This is a genomic window from Geodermatophilus sp. SYSU D01106, from assembly GCF_054049995.1.
On sequence record NZ_JBJGYM010000001.1, the window covers coordinates 20,815 to 35,338 of the forward strand.

Here is a 14,524-nt window from a genome sequence, read left to right on the forward strand (position 1 = left end):
GAGAGCTTCCTATGCCCGCGCCGCGCGCTCGCGGGCGACCTGCGCGGCGAGGTCCGCGGCGGTCAGCGCGGGGCGCCCGCCGAGCCGGCCGACGGTCAGCGTGGCCGCCGCGGACGCCGCCCGGGCCGCGTCCTCCGGGGTGGCACCGCCGAGCACCGCGGCCGTCAGCGCGGCGACGGTGGAGTCCCCGCCGCCGGTCGGGTCGGCGGGGTGGTGGTCGTGCAGCGGCATGAGCAGGTCGCCGTCGTCCGGCCACGGCTGCCCGCCGGCCGCCGGGGAGGGGCCGCCGCGCCAGGCCACCAGGTCGCCGTCGGCGCCCGCGGACAGCGCGACCAGCCGCGGGCCGGCCGCGAGCAGCTCCCGCGCGGCCGCCCGGACGTCGCCGACCCCGTCGAGCCCGCGGCCGACCAGCAGCGCGGCCTCGGAGGCGTCGGCGCGGAGCACGGCGGCGCGGGCGAGCACCGCGTCCCGCGTGCCGTCGTCGGCGGGGGCGCCGTCGGCGACGACGAGCGCCTCGGGGCCGACCCGGTCGAGGGCCGCCCGGACCGCCTCCCCCGGCTGCTGCAGCTGCAGGACCAGCGCGGCGCACCCGGCGAGCAGGTCCCCGGCCGCGGCGACGTCCGCGGCGGTGAGCAGCACGCCGTCCGGGACGTCCTCGAGCAGCCGGCGGGTGCCGTCGGCCTCGACGACGTCGACCAGCAGCGCGCTGGGGACGCCCGGCCGGCGGACGACGGCGGTGACGTCGACCCCGTCGGCGCGGGCCCGGTCCAGCAGCGGCTCGCCGTCCTCCCCCACGACGCCGACCAGCGCCACCGGGAGGCCGAGCTGCGCGAGCGCGACGGCCTGGTTGGCGCCCTTGCCGCCGGCCACCTCGCGGCGCTCGCCGACGTCGGCGGACCCGCCCGCGCCGGGCAGCTCCGCGACCCGCAGCACGAGGTCTCGCCCCACCTGCCCGAGCACCACCACGCCGGTCACGGCTGCCCACGCTGCCCGCCGCCCCGGACGCCCGCCAGCCGGCCGCGGGGCGATCGGCCAGGATGACCCGGTGCGCACGGTCGAGGAACACCAGGCGGCGGTGGCCGCGCTGCTCGCCCCGCTCGGCGAGGAGGAGGTGCCGGTCGCCGCGGCGCACGGCCGGGTGCTCGCCCGCGACGTGACCGCCGGCGTCCCCCTGCCCGGCTTCGACAACTCGGCGATGGACGGCTACGCCGCCCGCGCCGCCGACCTCGGGCGGCTGCCCGTGCGGCTGCCGGTCGCCGACGACCTGCCCGCCGGGCGCACCGGCGTCGACCCGCTGCAGCCTGGCACCGTGCAGCGGATCATGACCGGCGCGCTGCTGCCCCCGGGCGCCGACGTCGTCGTCCCCGTGGAGCTCACCGACGCGGCCACCGACGTCGTCGAGATCCGCGACGCCCCCGCCGCCGGCACCCACCTGCGCCGCGCCGGGGAGGACATCACCGCCGGCACCGTCGCGCTGGAGGCCGGCAGCCCACTGGGCGCCGCGCAGCTGGGCCTCGCCGCCGCGGTCGGCGCGCGCACGCTGTGGGTGCGCCGCCGCCCGCGGGTGCTCGTGCTGTCCACCGGCAGCGAACTGGTGGAGCCCGGCGAGCCGCTCCTGCCCGGCCAGGTCTACGAGTCCAACTCGCTGCTGCTGTGCGCGGCGGTCGAGGACGCCGGCGGCACCGCGCGGCGGCTGCACTTCGTCCCCGACGACGTCGACCAGTTCCTCGCCACCGTGCGCGCCGAGCTGGCCGAGGCCGACCTGCTGGTCACCAGCGGCGGGGTGAGCGCGGGCGCCTACGAGGTGGTCAAGGACGCGTTCCGCACCCTCGGCACGGTCGAGTTCCTCAAGGTCGCGATGCAGCCCGGCGGGCCCCAGGGCTGCGGCACCGTCGACGGCGTGCCGGTGGTGACCCTGCCGGGCAACCCGGTCAGCTCGTTCGTGTCCTTCGAGGTGTTCGTGCGCCCGGCGCTGCGGCAGGCGCTCGGCCACGCGGCCCCCGGCCGGCTGCGGGCGCCCGCGGTGCTCACCGCGCCGCTGCGCTCCCCCGCCGGGCGCCGCCAGTTCCTCCGCGGCCGCTACGACGCCGGCCGCGTCTCCCAGGTCGGCGGGCCCGGCTCGCACCTGGTCGCCCACCTGGCCCGGGCCAACTGCCTGGTCGTCGTGCCCGAGGACGTCACCGAGCTGCCCGCGGGCGCCGAGGTCGACGTCGTCCTGATCGAGGGAGCGCTGCAGTGAGCGACCGTCTCACCCACGTCGACGAGTCCGGGGCGGCCCGGATGGTCGACGTCTCCGCCAAGCCCGTCACCGCCCGCGAGGCCACCGCGGCCGGCCGGGTGCTGGTCAGCCCCGAGGTGGTGGCGCTGCTGCGCGGGGAGGGCGTGCCCAAGGGCGACGCCGTCGCCGTCGCGCGGATCGCCGGCATCGCCGGGGCCAAGCGAACGCCGGACCTCGTTCCGCTGTGCCACCCGATCGCCCTGCACGGCGTCACCGTGGACGTGACCGTCGCCGACGACGCCGTGGAGATCACCGCCACCGCCCGCACCGCCGACCGGACGGGCGTGGAGATGGAGGCGCTGACGTCGGTGGCGGTGGCCGGGCTGACCGTCATCGACATGGTCAAGGCGGTCGACCCGCGGGCGGCGATCACCGACGTGCGGCTGCTGGCGAAGTCCGGCGGCAAGAGCGGGGAGTGGCGGCGGTGAGCGAGCTCCCAGCGGACGCGCGCGCCGTCGTCGTCACCGCGTCCAACCGGGCCTCGGCCGGGGTCTACGAGGACCGCAGCGGGCAGGCGCTGGCCGAGGGGCTGCGCGCGCTGGGGTTCGCCGTCGAGGGCCCGCACGTGCGCCCGGACGACGCCGAGGCGCTGGCCGCGGTGATCCGCGAGGCGGTCGCGTCCGGCGCCGACGTCGTCCTCACCACCGGCGGCACGGGCCTCTCCCCCACCGACGTGACGCCCGAGGCGACCCGCGCGGTCGTCGAGCGCGAGGCGCCCGGCCTGGCCGAGGCGGTGCGCCGCTACGGGGAGGGGAAGGTGCCGACGTCGGTGCTCTCCCGCGGCATCGCCGGCACCGCGGGACGGACGCTGGTCGTCAACCTGCCCGGCTCGACCGGCGGGGTGCGCGACGGGCTCGCGGTCCTCGGTCCGCTCCTCCCCCACGTCGTGTCGCAGCTGCGCGGCGGCGACCATGTCTGACGTCGGCCTCCGGCTGACACCGCGGCCAGGTGCCGTCCCGGCCTGCGCTGAGCCCCTTCCGGCGACCCGCCGGGGACCCTCCGGGCCCGCCACCGGGTCACCGCCTCGCGGGGCGGCTCAGTCCAGCAGCACTCTGTCCGTCCTGCTGTAGACGTTGCAGCCGTCGCCGCGGAGGAAGCCGACCAGCGTGATCCCGGCGTCCGCGGCCAGCTCCACCGCGAGCGACGACGGCGCCGACACCGCCGCCAGCACCGGGATGCCGGCCATCGCCGCTTTCTGCGTCAGCTCGAAGCTGGCCCGCCCGCTCACCATGAGCACGTGCCCGGCCAGCGGCAGCCGGCCCTCGCGCACGCCGTCGCCGATCACCTTGTCCACCGCGTTGTGCCGGCCCACGTCCTCGCGCAGCGACACCAGCTCGCCGTCGGCGGTGAACAGTCCGGCCGCGTGCAGCCCGCCGGTCTTGCTGAACACCTCCTGCGCCGCCCGCAGCCGGTCCGGCATCGCGAGCAGGGTGCCGAGGTCGAGCCGGATGGGATCGGCGGCCACGTCGTGGCGGCTGCGGGTGCGGATCGCCTCGATGCTCGCCTTACCGCACACCCCGCAGGAGCTCGACGTCAGGAAGTTGCGGTCCAGCGCGGTGGCCGGCGGCTCGACGCCGGTGGCCAGGTCGACGTCGACGACGTTGTAGGTGTTGCGGCCCTCGTCGTCCACGGAGTTGCAGTAGCGCAGGCCCGCGACGTCCTCGATGCCGACGATCACGCCCTCGGTGGCGAGGAAGCCGTGCACCAGGTCGAAGTCCGCGCCGGGGGTGCGCATCGTGACGGCCAGCGGCGACCCGTTGAGCCGGATCTCCAGCGGCTCCTCCGACGCCACCGTGTCGGGCCGGGTGGTGTGCACGGGGCCGCGGATGCGGAGCACGGGCGTGCGGCTGGTGACTCGTCCCACGAACGGCGACGGTACCCACGCCGGGCCCCTACGGTGCGGTCGTGGACGCGACGCCGGCCCCCCTGCCGCCCTACGCGGCCGTGGTGCTCGCCGGCGGGCGGGCGGCGCGGCTCGGCGGGCGCGCCAAGCCCCAGCTCGAGGTGGGCGGCCGCCCGATCCTCGCCCGCGTCCTCGACGCGGTCGCCGACGCCGACCACCGGGTGGTCGTCGGGCCGCCGCAGCCGGTCCCCGACGGCGTCGTCGTGGTGCGCGAGCACCCGCCCGGCGGCGGGCCGGTGGCGGCCCTGCGCGCGGGGCTGGCGGCCGTCGGCACCGACGTCGTGGCGGTGCTCGCCGGCGACCTCCCGTTCGTGACCCCGGCGGTCGTCTGCGAGCTACGCGGGCGGCTCACCGCCGACGGGGTTCTCGTCGTCGACGACGCCGGACGCGACCAGTACCTGCTCGGCGTCTGGCGGACCGCGGCGCTGCGGCGGACGGTCGGCGCGGCGCAGGGCCCGGCGCCGGTCCGCCGCGTCGTGGCCGCGCTGACGGTGACCCGCTGGCGCCCCGTCCCGGCGCCCGGCGCCCCGGCCCCCTGGACCGACTGCGACACCCCCGCCGACCTCGCCCGCGCCCGCGAGCAGGCCGGCGGGTGACCGGGCGCCCCGGCGGGTAGCCCGGCGGCATGCGCGTCGTCATCGCCGGTGCCCACGGACAGATCGCCCGCCGCCTCGGCCGGCTCCTCGCCGCCCGCGGGGACACGGCGGTGGGGATCGTCCGCAACCCCGACCACACGGCCGACCTCGAGGCCGACGGCGTCGAGCCCGCCGTCCTGGACCTGGAGTCCGCTTCGGTCGAGGAGGTGGCCGAGGTGGTGCGCGGGGCCGATGCCGTCGTCTTCGCGGCCGGGGCCGGACCGAACAGCGGCGAGGCCCGCAAGCACACCGTCGACCACGGCGCGGCCGTGCTCCTCGCGCACGCCGCCGAGCACGCCGGGGTGCGGCCCTACCTCCTGGTCTCCTCGATGGGCGTCGAGCAGGCCCGGCACGGCACGCCGCAGGGCATGGACCCGGTCTTCGCAATCTACCTGCAGGCCAAGCTGCGAGCCGAGGACGAGATCCTGCCCCGCACGGCCCTCGACACCGTCATCGTGCGACCCGGCCGGCTCACCGACGACCCGGGCACCGGGCGCGTCACCCTCGCCCACGGCGTCGGGTACGGCGAGGTGCCGCGCGACGACGTCGCCGCGGTCCTGCTCGCCCTGCTCGACGCGGGGAAGGTGGACGAGGTGGTCGAGCTGGTCGGCGGCGACACCCCGATCGACGAGGCGGTCGCGGCGCTGCCCTGACGCCTCAGCTGCGCAGCGCGCGGGTCCGCTCCACCCGGGCGGCGAGGTCGGCGTCGGCCGGGTAGTCCACCCGCACCAGCGTCAGCCCGCCCGGCGGGGCGACGACGACCTCGTCGGCCCGCACGCGGCGGGTGAGCAGCTGCGCCGGCCAGCCGGGCTCCCGGCGGCCCTCCCCCACGGCCAGCAGCGCGCCGACGAGGCTGCGCACCATCGAGTGGCAGAACGCGTCCGCCGACGCCCGCACCGTCACCAGGTCGCCGTCGCGTTCGACGCCGAGGTCGAGCAGCACGCGGATCGTGGTCGCGCCCTCGCGGCGGCGGCAGAACGCGGCGAAGTCGTGCTGGCCGAGCAGCAGCCCCGCAGCGGTGTCCATGGCGGCCGCGTCGACCCGGCGGGGCCAGCCGACGGTGTCGGCCCGCCGCAACGGCGGGGGGCCGCCGTCGGCGTCGGTGAGCCGGTAGCGGTAGTGCCGGGCGAGCGCGGCGAAGCGCGCGTCGAAGCCCGCGGGCGCCTCGCTCACGGTGTGCACGGCGACGTCGGGCGGCAGGACGCCGCGCAGCCGCCGCACCAGCCGGGCGCGGTGCTCCTCCCACAGGTCGCGGGCCACGTCGGCGTGCGCCACCTGACCGGTCGCGTGCACGCCGGTGTCGGTGCGCCCGGCGACGGTGAGCCGGACCGGACGGCGCAGCACGGTGGCCAGGCCGTCCTCGAGCTCGGCCTGCACGGTGCGCCGGCCGGGCTGGCGGGCCCAGCCGGAAAAGGCGGTGCCGTCGTAGGCGACGTCGAGGCGGAGACGGACGAGCCCGCCCCCGGGATCGGGGGCGGGCTCGTCCGTGGTGTGCGCGGGGTTCAGCGACGGCTACCGGGGGTCGGGTGCCGACTCGCCGCCGGGGGCGTGGGTGCCCGCGGTGGCGGCGTCGCCGAGCTCGGCGGCCTCGACCTCGGCCGCGGCCGCGGCGGCCACGTCCGGGGACAGCGCCGGGTCCTCGACGACGGCGACGTTCTCCGCCTTCGGCTGCTCGGTCACCGCGCCGTCGTCCTGACGGTCGCCGTCGGGGTTGAAGACGTCGGTGACGACCTGCTGCGCCTCGGGGTCGACCTCACCGGAGACCACGGCGGGCGAGGTGTCGCCGCCGGGACCGGTGGTCTCGCCCTCGAACGTGGCGCCCTGGTCGCCGCCGCCGGGGCGGACGCCGGCCGCGCCGGCGTCGCCGCCCTGGCCGGGCTGCTCGCTCACTTGGCGCCGTCCGCGGCGGCCTCGTCCGCGTCGGTCTCCGCCGGGGCGGCCTCGTCGACGGCGTCGCCGCTGGTGTTGCTGCCGGCCTCGGCGTCGTCGGAGGCCTCGATCGCCTCGACGGCGGCGTCGGTGTCGGCGTCGGTGACTTCGGCGTCGTCAGCCGTGGTGTCGGCCTCGACGGCGTCGGCGGTGACCTCACCGGACGCGGCGGCCGCGCCGGCACCGGCGGCGAAGCGGGTCCCGCGGGCGCGCTCGGCCTCGCCGACGGCCTCCTGCGCCACGGTCAGGCCCTCGACCAGCTCGATGACCGCCATGGGGGCGTTGTCGCCCTTGCGCGGGCCGACCTTGGTGATGCGGGTGTAGCCGCCGGGCCGGTTCTCGAAGCGGGGGCCGATCTCGGCGAACAGGTGGTGGACGACGTCCTTGTCCCGGATGACGGTCATCACCTGGCGGCGCGCGTGCAGGTCACCGCGCTTGGCGAAGGTCACCAGCTTCTCGGCGAACGGCCGCAGCCGCTTCGCCTTCGCCTCGGTGGTGGTGATCCGCCCGTGCTCGAACAGCGAGGTGGCCAGGTTGGCCAGCATCAGCCGCTCGTGGGAGGCGGACCCGCCGAGACGGGGGCCCTTGGTGGGGGTGGGCATGTCGGTCCTTCCTCAGGCGGCCGGGGGCGTCTGCCGGCTGCAACCAGGTGGTGCTGTCGTTCGCTGGATCGAGTGTGGCGGGCGCTCCCGCCCGGACGGGCGGCAGGTCCCCCCGCCGCCCGTCCGTGGCAGCGTCAGAGCTGCTCGGTCTCCTGGTAGGAGCCGTCGTCGTACTGGACCTGGCCGTACTCGGTGCCGTACTCGGCGCTGCCGTGGTACGCGTCGGTCTCGTAGCCCTCGTCGTAGCTCTCGACGGAGGTGGGGATGAACCCGGGCGGGCTGTCCTTGAGCGCGAGGCCCATGGCCGCCAGCTTCATCTTGACCTCGTCGATCGACTTGGCCCCGAAGTTGCGGATGTCGAGCAGGTCGGCCTCCGAGCGGGTGACCAGCTCGCCGACGGTGTGCACGCCCTCGCGCTTGAGGCAGTTGTAGGACCGGACGGTGAGGTCCATGTCCTCGATCGGCATCGAGAAGTTCGCGATGTCGGCGGCCTCGGCCGGGCTCGGGCCGACCTCGATGCCCTCGGCGTCGACGTTCAGCTCGCGCAGCAGGCCGAACAGCTCGACCAGCGTGGAGCCGGCGGAGGCGATGGCGTCGCGCGGGGCGATCGACGGCTTGGTCTCGACGTCGACGACGAGGCGGTCGAAGTCGGTGCGCTGCTCGACGCGGGTGGCCTCGACGGCGTAGGTGACCTTGAGGACCGGCGAGTAGATCGAGTCGACCGGGATGCGGCCGATCTCCTGGCCGGGCTGCTTGTTCTGCGGGGCGGGGACGTAGCCGCGGCCGCGCTCGACGACCAGCTCGATCTCCAGCCGGCCCTTGCCGTTCAGGGTGGCGATGTGCAGGTCGGGGTTGTGCACCTCGACACCGGCCGGGGGCGCGATGTCGGCGGCGGTGACCTCACCGGGGCCCTGCTTGCGCAGGTACATGGTCACCGGCTCGTCGGAGTCGGAGCTGACGACCAGGCCCTTGAGGTTGAGGATGATCTCGGTGACGTCCTCCTTGACCCCGGGCACGGTGGTGAACTCGTGCAGGGTGCCCTCGATCCGGATGCTGGTGACGGCAGCGCCCGGGATCGACGACAGGAGGGTGCGGCGCAGCGAGTTGCCGAGGGTGTAGCCGAAGCCCGGCTCGAGCGGCTCGATGACGAACCGCGAGCGGTGCTCGGTGATGGTCTCCTCGGTCAGCGTCGGACGCTGTGCGATGAGCACGGTTGTTCTCCTTCTCGGTCCTCCGGCGCCCGCCATATGACGCCGTGAGGGGGGTGGTGCTGGCCCCGGCGGACATCGGTCCGCCCGCCGGGGCCGGGTGGTGCTGTGGTGCTGCGAGCCCTTACTTGGAGTAGAGCTCGACGATCAGCTGCTCCTGGACCGGGGTGTCGATCACCTGGCGGGCCGGGACGCTGTGCACGACCGCGCGCAGCTGGCCGGTGATGACCTCCAGCCACGGCGGCACGGGACGCTCGCCGGCGCGGGCCTGGGCGATCTCGAAGGGCACCATCCGCCGCGACTTCTCGGCGACCTCGATGATGTCGTTCGCGCTGACCCGGTAGGACGGGATGTCGACCTTGCGGCCGTTCACCCGGATGTGGCCGTGCTTGACCAGCTGGCGGGCCATGTCGCGGCTCTCGCCCCAGCCGGCCCGGTACACGACGTTGTCCAGGCGGGACTCGAGGATCTGCAGCAGGACCTCACCGGTCTTGCCGGTCTTGCGGTTGGCCTCCTCGTAGTAGCCGCGGAACTGCTTCTCGAGGACGCCGTAGATGCGGCGGGCCTTCTGCTTCTCGCGCAGCTGCAGGAGGTACTCGCTGTCCTTGCTGCGGCCCCGGCCGTGCTCGCCCGGCGGGTACGGCCGGATCTCGATCGGGCACTTCGGGGACTCGCACTTGCTGCCCTTGAGGAACAGCTTCATCTTCTCGCGCCGGCAGAGGCGGCAGTCGGCTCCGGCGTAACGGGCCACGTCAGGTACTCCTCGTTCTTCTCGTCAGTGGCCGGTCAGACCCGGCGGCGCTTCTTGGGGCGGCAGCCGTTGTGCGGCTGCGGCGTCACGTCCTGGATCTGGCCGACCTCGAGGCCGGTCGCCTGCAGCGAACGGATCGCGGTCTCGCGACCCGAGCCCGGGCCCTTCACGAAGACGTCGACCTTGCGCATGCCGTGCTCCTGGGCCTTGCGCGCGGCGTTCTCGGCGGCCATCTGGGCGGCGAACGGCGTGGACTTGCGCGAGCCCTTGAAGCCGACGTGGCCGGCGGAGGCCCAGCTGATCACGTTGCCCGTGGGGTCGGTGATCGACACGATCGTGTTGTTGAACGTGCTCTTGATGTGCGCGGCGCCGTGGGCGACGTTCTTCTTCTCCTTGCGGCGGACCTTCTTGGCACCAGCCGCTGCGCGAGCCCTGGGAGGCATGTCTCTCCGGTTTCCTTCTGAACGATCAGTGGCCAGATGAGCACGAGCGGCGCGCCGTCGCTCCCGCCCTCACGGGGCCTGCGACGGCGCGCCTCACGGCTTACTTCTTGCCGGCCTTCTTCTTGCCGGCGATGGTCTTGCGCGGGCCCTTGCTCGAGCGCGCGTTCGTGCGGGTGCGCTGACCGTGCACGGGCAGGCCACGACGGTGGCGCAGGCCCTGGTAGCAGCCGATCTCCACCTTGCGGCGGATGTCGGCGGCCACCTCGCGGCGGAGGTCACCCTCGACGCGGAAGTGCTCGTCGATGTAGTCGCGCAGCTTCAGCAGGTCCTCGTCGCCGAGGTCCTTGACCCGCAGGTCGGGGCTCACGCCGGTGGCCGCGAGGGTCTCCTTGGCGTGGGTCTTGCCGATCCCGTAGATGTAGGTGAGCGCGATCTCCATCCGCTTCTCGCGGGGCAGGTCGACGCCGGCCAGTCGTGCCATGTCTCAGGTACTCCCTCAGCCCTGCCGCTGCTTGTGGCGGGCGTTGTCGCAGATGACCATGACCCGGCCGTGCCGGCGGATCACCTTGCACTTGTCGCAGATCTTCTTCACCGACGGCTGGACCTTCACCGGTGCCGCCCCTCATTCCTGTCGATCGATGGCCACGGGCGCGGCACCTGTCGGTGCCCCGCGCCGGTGGCGGTCACTTGTAGCGGTAGACGATGCGACCGCGGGTCAGGTCGTAGGGCGAGAGCTCCACGACGACGCGGTCCTCCGGCAGGATGCGGATGTAGTGCTGGCGCATCTTGCCGCTGATGTGGGCGAGCACCCGGTGCCCGTTCTGCAGCTCGACCCGGAACATCGCGTTGGGCAGCGGCTCGACGACGCGACCCTCGACCTCGATGGCCCCGTCCTTCTTCGCCATGCCCGACACGGCCTCCCTGACTCGGTGGTGCTCGTTGATGTGCTGGAGTCACGTGCGACCATGCCGGAGCCGGCCCGGCCGTACGTGGTGGTTGCAGTCCAGGTGGTGCAGGCGTTCCCGCGAGGGCGTCCCGGTCCGTGCGGCCACAGCACGACGACAGGACGGCGCGAACGCCGTCGTTCACTGTACCCCGCCGCAACGGGGCCCTCCAACCCGCCCTCCGTCACACGGAAGGACGCCCAGAGGCGCTCCCCGCCCTACTGGCGCGGGGTGATGCCGAAGGGCGCGAGCCCCGCGACGCCGCCGTCCTCGGCCGTCAGGACCCAGGGACCCTCGGGCGTGATCGCGACGGTGTGCTCGAAGTGGGCGGCCCGCGAGCCGTCCTTGGTCACGACGGTCCAGCCGTCCTCGAGCTCGACGGTGGCCGGGTCCCCGACGGTGACCATCGGCTCGATGGCCAGCGCCAGGCCGGGCACGAGCTTCGGCCCGCGGCCGGCGCGGCCGTAGTTCAGGACGTGCGGGTCCTGGTGCATCTCGGTGCCGATGCCGTGCCCGCCGTAGTGGTCGACGATCCCGTAGGGGTGCGTCTCGGCCGTGACGGCCTCCTCGACGGCGGCGCTGATGTCGGTGAGCCGCCCACCGGCGACCGCCCGCGCGAGGCCCGCCCACATGCTGCGCTCGGTGACGGCGATGAGGGCCGCGTCCTCGTCGGACGGCGGGCCGACGGTCACGGTCACCGCCGAGTCACCGTGCCAGCCCTCGAGGATGGCGCCGCAGTCGATGGAGATGTTGTCGCCCTCGGAGAGCGCGCGCTCCGGGTCCGGGATCCCGTGCACGACCTCGTCGTTGATCGAGGCGCAGATGCTGCCGGTGAACCCGTGGTAACCGAGGAAGGACGGGATCGCCCCCGCCGAGCGGATGGTGTCCTCGGCGATGGCGTCGAGCTCCCCCGTGGTCACCCCGGGGCGGACGGCGGCGCGCACGGCCGAGATGGCGCGGGCGACCACGAGGCCGGCGCCGCGCATGAGCTCGATCTCGTGCGGTGTCTTGATCTGGATCATGCGTCCACTCCACTTCGCCAGCAGCGGGAGGCGGGTCAGGATCCCGGCCGACATGCGTGGCGCCGTCCCCTCAGCTGTCGCCCGGGCGTCCCGGGGTGCCGAGGGCGGTCATCACGCGCTCGGTGACCTCCTCAATGGAGCCGATCGCGTCGATGCGCGACAGCAGCCCCTCGCCCTCGTAGAACCCCGACAGCGGAGCGGTCTGTTCCCGGTAGACCTCGAGCCGGTGACGCACGGTCTCCGGCTTGTCGTCGTCGCGCTGGACCCACTCGCCGTCGACGAGCATGCGCCGGCCGGACAACCGGCGGACGAGCTCGTCCTCCTCGACGACGAGCTCGAGCACGCGGTCGAGGTGGTGGCCGAGCTCCTCCAGCGAGCTGCGCAACTGCTCGCCCTGGGCGATGGTGCGCGGGAAGCCGTCGAGCAGGAAGCCGGCCTTGGCGTCGGGCTCGGCCAGGCGGTCCTTGACCATCGCGACGGTGATCTCGTCGGGGACCAGGTCGCCGGCGTCCATGTAGACCTTCGCCTTGAGGCCGAGCTCGGTCTGGCCGCTGACGTTGGCCCGGAAGATGTCGCCGGTCGAGATGGCCGGCACACCGAGCCGGCCCGCGATGACCTGCGCCTGGGTCCCCTTGCCGGCTCCGGGAGGACCGAGCAGCACGACGCGCACTACTTCAGGAACCCTTCGTAGTTGCGCTGGTTGAGCTGCGTCTCGATCTGCTTCACCGTCTCCAAGCCCACTCCCACCATGATCAGCACTGCGGTCCCGCCGAACGGGAAGTTCTGGTTCGCTCCCTGCTGCGTGATCGACAGGAAGAAGTTGGGCAGCACCGCGACGATCCCCAGGTAGATCGACCCGGGGAGGGTGATCCGGGAGAGCACGTACTGCAGGTACTCCGCCGTCGGCCGGCCCGGGCGGATGCCGGGGATGAAGCCGCCGTAGCGCTTCATGTCGTCGGCCCGCTCCTCCGGGTTGAACGTGATCGACACGTAGAAGTACGTGAAGAAGACGATCAGGCCGAAGTACAGCGCGACGTGCACCGGGCTGCTCTGGTCGATGACGTAGTTCTCGAAGAACTGCCGCACCGGACCGGTCTCATCGCCCTGCAGCTGGGTGATCAGCTGCGGCAGGTAGAGCAGCGACGACGCGAAGATGACCGGGATGACGCCGGCCTGGTTGACCTTGAGCGGCAGGTAGGTCGACGTGCCGCCGTACATCCGGCGCCCGACCATCCGCTTGGCGTACTGCACCGGGATGCGCCGTTGCGCCTGTTCGACGTAGACCACCGCGCCGATGATGAGGAGCGCGAAGGCGCAGACGACGGCGAAGACGACGCCGCCGCGGGTCTGCAGGATCGAGCCGCCCTCGGCCGGGATCCGCGCGGCGATCGAGGTGAAGATCAGCACGGACATGCCGTTGCCGATCCCCTTCTCGGTGAGCAGCTCGCCCAGCCACATGATCACGGCGGTGCCGGCGGTCAGCGTGACCACCAGGACGACCGTCGACCAGATGCTCTGCGACGGGATGATCTCCTGCTGGCAGCCGGGGAACAGCTGGCCGCTGCGGGCCAGGGCGATGATGCCGGTGCTCTGCAGGATCGCCAGGGCGATCGTCAGGTAGCGGGTGTACTGGGTCAGCTTGGCCTGACCCGACTGCCCTTCCTTCTTCAGCTGCTCGAACCGCGGGATCACCACGACCAGCAGCTGCACGATGATGCTGGCGGTGATGTACGGCATGATGCCGAGCGCGAAGATCGACAGCCGCAGCAGCGCCCCGCCGGAGAACAGGTTCACCAGCGAGTAGACGTCGCGCTGGTCGGAGGCCTGGGCCTGCTCGAGACAGCTGTTGATCGCCTCGACGGAGACACCCGGACCCGGGACGGCCGCGCCGAGCCGGTAGACGGCGATGATCGCCAGGGAGAACAGCAACTTTCGCCGGAGGTCTGGCGTCCGGAACGCCGCGGCGAACGCCTGCAGCACGTGCCCTCCCCTTCTCGGTCGGACGAGGTTAGCAACGGTCGGGGTCGGACCGGTCACAGCCCTCCCCCTCCGGGTGGCCCGGGCACGGCCTCACGGCCGGCCCGGGAGCGACCCGGGCGGGCCCGTCCGCGGGGGACGGCGCCCGAACAGCAGACGACCCCCGGGGCGTCGGCCCCGGGGGTCGTCCATCGCTCAGATGCGGGTGGTGCTGCCCCCGGCCGCGGCGATCTTCTCGGCCGCCGAGGCGGAGAAGCCGTGCGCGTGCACGGTGACCTGGACGCCGCCCAGGTCGCCGGTGCCGAGGACCTTCACCGGCTGGCCACGGCGGACCGCGCCGGCGGCGGCGAGCGTGTCGGGGTCGACGTGCCCGCCCTGCGGGAACAGGGCGGCGATCCGGTCGAGGTTGACGACCTGGAACACGACCTTGTTCGGGCTCTTGAAGCCGGACATCTTGGGCAGCCGCATGTGCAGCGGCGTCTGACCGCCCTCGAAGCGCGCGGAGGTGTTCCCGCGCGCCCCGGTGCCCTTGGTGCCGCGACCGGCGGTCTTGCCCTTGGAGCCCTCACCACGGCCGACGCGCGTCTTGGGGGTGTGGGCGCCCGGGGCGGGACGCAGGTGGTGGACCTTGAGAGTCATGACTGGTTCCTGCTCAGATCTCTTCGACGGCGACGAGGTGCGTCACCGTGGCGACCATCCCGCGGATCTCGGGACGGTCCTCCTGGACGACCGAGTCGTTGATCCGCTTGAGGCCCAGGGACCGCAGCGTCTGCCGCTGGTTGGGCTTCGTGCCGATCGCCGACCGGACCTGGGTGACCTTCAGCTGAGCCAC

21 protein-coding genes are annotated in these 14,524 nt (G+C 74.1%); 5 read left to right on the plus strand and 16 right to left on the minus strand.

Going from position 1 to position 14,524, the window contains the following annotated elements; translation table 11 throughout:
• Positions 1-9: 9 nt before the first annotated feature.
• Positions 10-975: a PfkB family carbohydrate kinase gene (locus ACI78R_RS00120; protein WP_457039266.1), complete on the minus strand. Its 966-nt coding sequence runs from the start codon at positions 973-975 to the stop codon at positions 10-12.
• 70 nt (positions 976-1,045) lie between these two features.
• Between ACI78R_RS00120 and moeA the strand changes: the two genes are divergently transcribed.
• The 3 genes from moeA to ACI78R_RS00135 are packed head-to-tail and all read left to right on the plus strand — an operon-like array spanning position 1,046 to position 3,197.
• Positions 1,046-2,239, plus strand: a complete 1,194-nt coding sequence (gene moeA, locus ACI78R_RS00125) for a molybdopterin molybdotransferase MoeA (protein ID WP_457039267.1) — start codon at positions 1,046-1,048, stop codon at positions 2,237-2,239.
• Complete coding sequence (moaC, locus tag ACI78R_RS00130; protein WP_073421388.1) at positions 2,236-2,706, plus strand: cyclic pyranopterin monophosphate synthase MoaC; 471 nt, start codon at positions 2,236-2,238, stop codon at positions 2,704-2,706. Before moeA ends, moaC begins: the two co-directional genes overlap by 4 nt.
• Positions 2,703-3,197 carry a MogA/MoaB family molybdenum cofactor biosynthesis protein gene (locus tag ACI78R_RS00135; protein WP_457039268.1) on the plus strand — a complete coding sequence of 165 codons (495 nt, stop codon included), beginning with the start codon at positions 2,703-2,705 and terminating at the stop codon, positions 3,195-3,197. The genes moaC and ACI78R_RS00135 overlap by 4 nt, the downstream gene beginning before the upstream one ends.
• Positions 3,198-3,314: 117 nt before the next feature.
• Here ACI78R_RS00135 and fdhD read toward each other — a convergent pair whose 3' ends face one another.
• Entirely contained in the window at positions 3,315-4,142 is an 828-nt protein-coding gene (gene fdhD, locus ACI78R_RS00140) for a formate dehydrogenase accessory sulfurtransferase FdhD (protein ID WP_457039269.1), read from the minus strand.
• Positions 4,143-4,183: 41 nt separating this feature from the next.
• Here fdhD and mobA point away from each other — a divergent pair, with 41 nt between their 5' ends.
• Together mobA and ACI78R_RS00150 are read left to right on the plus strand one after the other, a co-directional pair.
• Positions 4,184-4,777 (plus strand): molybdenum cofactor guanylyltransferase, encoded by a 594-nt coding sequence (gene mobA / locus ACI78R_RS00145; protein WP_457039270.1) that lies wholly within the window; start codon positions 4,184-4,186, stop codon positions 4,775-4,777.
• Between the two features lie 29 nt (positions 4,778-4,806).
• On the plus strand, positions 4,807-5,469 hold the full coding sequence (locus ACI78R_RS00150; RefSeq protein ID WP_457039271.1) for an NAD(P)H-binding protein: 663 nt from the start codon (positions 4,807-4,809) through the stop codon (positions 5,467-5,469).
• 4 nt (positions 5,470-5,473) lie between these two features.
• On the opposite strand, the gene truA is transcribed toward ACI78R_RS00150, so the two are convergent.
• The 14 genes from truA to rpmD all read right to left on the minus strand — a co-directional run bounded on the left by truA (position 5,474) and on the right by rpmD (position 14,524).
• Positions 5,474-6,322, minus strand: coding sequence for a tRNA pseudouridine(38-40) synthase TruA (gene truA, locus ACI78R_RS00155; protein ID WP_457039488.1), 849 nt, complete (start codon positions 6,320-6,322; stop codon positions 5,474-5,476).
• A gap of 6 nt (positions 6,323-6,328) precedes the next feature.
• Positions 6,329-6,706, minus strand: a complete 378-nt coding sequence (locus tag ACI78R_RS00160; RefSeq protein WP_457039272.1) for a hypothetical protein — start codon at positions 6,704-6,706, stop codon at positions 6,329-6,331.
• Entirely contained in the window at positions 6,703-7,347 is a 645-nt protein-coding gene (gene rplQ / locus ACI78R_RS00165; protein WP_457039273.1) for a 50S ribosomal protein L17, read from the minus strand. The genes ACI78R_RS00160 and rplQ overlap by 4 nt, the downstream gene beginning before the upstream one ends.
• A gap of 134 nt (positions 7,348-7,481) precedes the next feature.
• Positions 7,482-8,558: a DNA-directed RNA polymerase subunit alpha gene (locus ACI78R_RS00170; protein WP_073421376.1), complete on the minus strand. Its 1,077-nt coding sequence runs from the start codon at positions 8,556-8,558 to the stop codon at positions 7,482-7,484.
• Between the two features lie 121 nt (positions 8,559-8,679).
• Positions 8,680-9,306 carry a 30S ribosomal protein S4 gene (gene rpsD / locus ACI78R_RS00175; protein WP_073421374.1) on the minus strand — a complete coding sequence of 209 codons (627 nt, stop codon included), beginning with the start codon at positions 9,304-9,306 and terminating at the stop codon, positions 8,680-8,682.
• 35 nt (positions 9,307-9,341) lie between these two features.
• A complete protein-coding gene (gene rpsK / locus ACI78R_RS00180) occupies positions 9,342-9,749 on the minus strand; it encodes a 30S ribosomal protein S11 (protein WP_012950456.1) in 408 nt (135 codons plus the stop codon).
• A gap of 100 nt (positions 9,750-9,849) precedes the next feature.
• Entirely contained in the window at positions 9,850-10,230 is a 381-nt protein-coding gene (gene rpsM, locus ACI78R_RS00185; RefSeq protein ID WP_073421372.1) for a 30S ribosomal protein S13, read from the minus strand.
• Between the two features lie 15 nt (positions 10,231-10,245).
• Positions 10,246-10,359: a 50S ribosomal protein L36 gene (gene rpmJ, locus ACI78R_RS00190; RefSeq protein ID WP_012950458.1), complete on the minus strand. Its 114-nt coding sequence runs from the start codon at positions 10,357-10,359 to the stop codon at positions 10,246-10,248.
• Positions 10,360-10,432: 73 nt separating this feature from the next.
• Positions 10,433-10,654: a translation initiation factor IF-1 gene (gene infA / locus ACI78R_RS00195; protein ID WP_012950459.1), complete on the minus strand. Its 222-nt coding sequence runs from the start codon at positions 10,652-10,654 to the stop codon at positions 10,433-10,435.
• A gap of 257 nt (positions 10,655-10,911) precedes the next feature.
• On the minus strand, positions 10,912-11,715 hold the full coding sequence (gene map, locus ACI78R_RS00200; protein ID WP_457039274.1) for a type I methionyl aminopeptidase: 804 nt from the start codon (positions 11,713-11,715) through the stop codon (positions 10,912-10,914).
• Positions 11,716-11,785: 70 nt separating this feature from the next.
• Positions 11,786-12,376: an adenylate kinase gene (locus ACI78R_RS00205; protein ID WP_336028174.1), complete on the minus strand. Its 591-nt coding sequence runs from the start codon at positions 12,374-12,376 to the stop codon at positions 11,786-11,788.
• 8 nt (positions 12,377-12,384) lie between these two features.
• Positions 12,385-13,695: a preprotein translocase subunit SecY gene (gene secY, locus ACI78R_RS00210; RefSeq protein ID WP_336028176.1), complete on the minus strand. Its 1,311-nt coding sequence runs from the start codon at positions 13,693-13,695 to the stop codon at positions 12,385-12,387.
• Positions 13,696-13,887: 192 nt separating this feature from the next.
• Positions 13,888-14,331, minus strand: coding sequence for a 50S ribosomal protein L15 (gene rplO, locus ACI78R_RS00215; RefSeq protein ID WP_457039275.1), 444 nt, complete (start codon positions 14,329-14,331; stop codon positions 13,888-13,890).
• A gap of 13 nt (positions 14,332-14,344) precedes the next feature.
• On the minus strand, positions 14,345-14,524 hold the full coding sequence (gene rpmD, locus ACI78R_RS00220; RefSeq protein WP_073421368.1) for a 50S ribosomal protein L30: 180 nt from the start codon (positions 14,522-14,524) through the stop codon (positions 14,345-14,347).

What these genes read in the sequence shown, in the direction of transcription:
- ACI78R_RS00150 (WP_457039271.1), top strand. Translation starts at nt 4,807, where the DNA reads ATGCGCGTCGTCATCGCCGGTGCCCACGGACAGATCGCCCGCCGCCTC.
- rplQ (WP_457039273.1), bottom strand. Translation starts at nt 7,347, where the DNA reads ATGCCCACCCCCACCAAGGGCCCCCGTCTCGGCGGGTCCGCCTCCCAC.
- rpsK (WP_012950456.1), bottom strand. Translation starts at nt 9,749, where the DNA reads ATGCCTCCCAGGGCTCGCGCAGCGGCTGGTGCCAAGAAGGTCCGCCGC.
- rpsM (WP_073421372.1), bottom strand. Translation starts at nt 10,230, where the DNA reads ATGGCACGACTGGCCGGCGTCGACCTGCCCCGCGAGAAGCGGATGGAG.
- infA (WP_012950459.1), bottom strand. Translation starts at nt 10,654, where the DNA reads ATGGCGAAGAAGGACGGGGCCATCGAGGTCGAGGGTCGCGTCGTCGAG.
- map (WP_457039274.1), bottom strand. Translation starts at nt 11,715, where the DNA reads ATGATCCAGATCAAGACACCGCACGAGATCGAGCTCATGCGCGGCGCC.
- rplO (WP_457039275.1), bottom strand. Translation starts at nt 14,331, where the DNA reads ATGACTCTCAAGGTCCACCACCTGCGTCCCGCCCCGGGCGCCCACACC.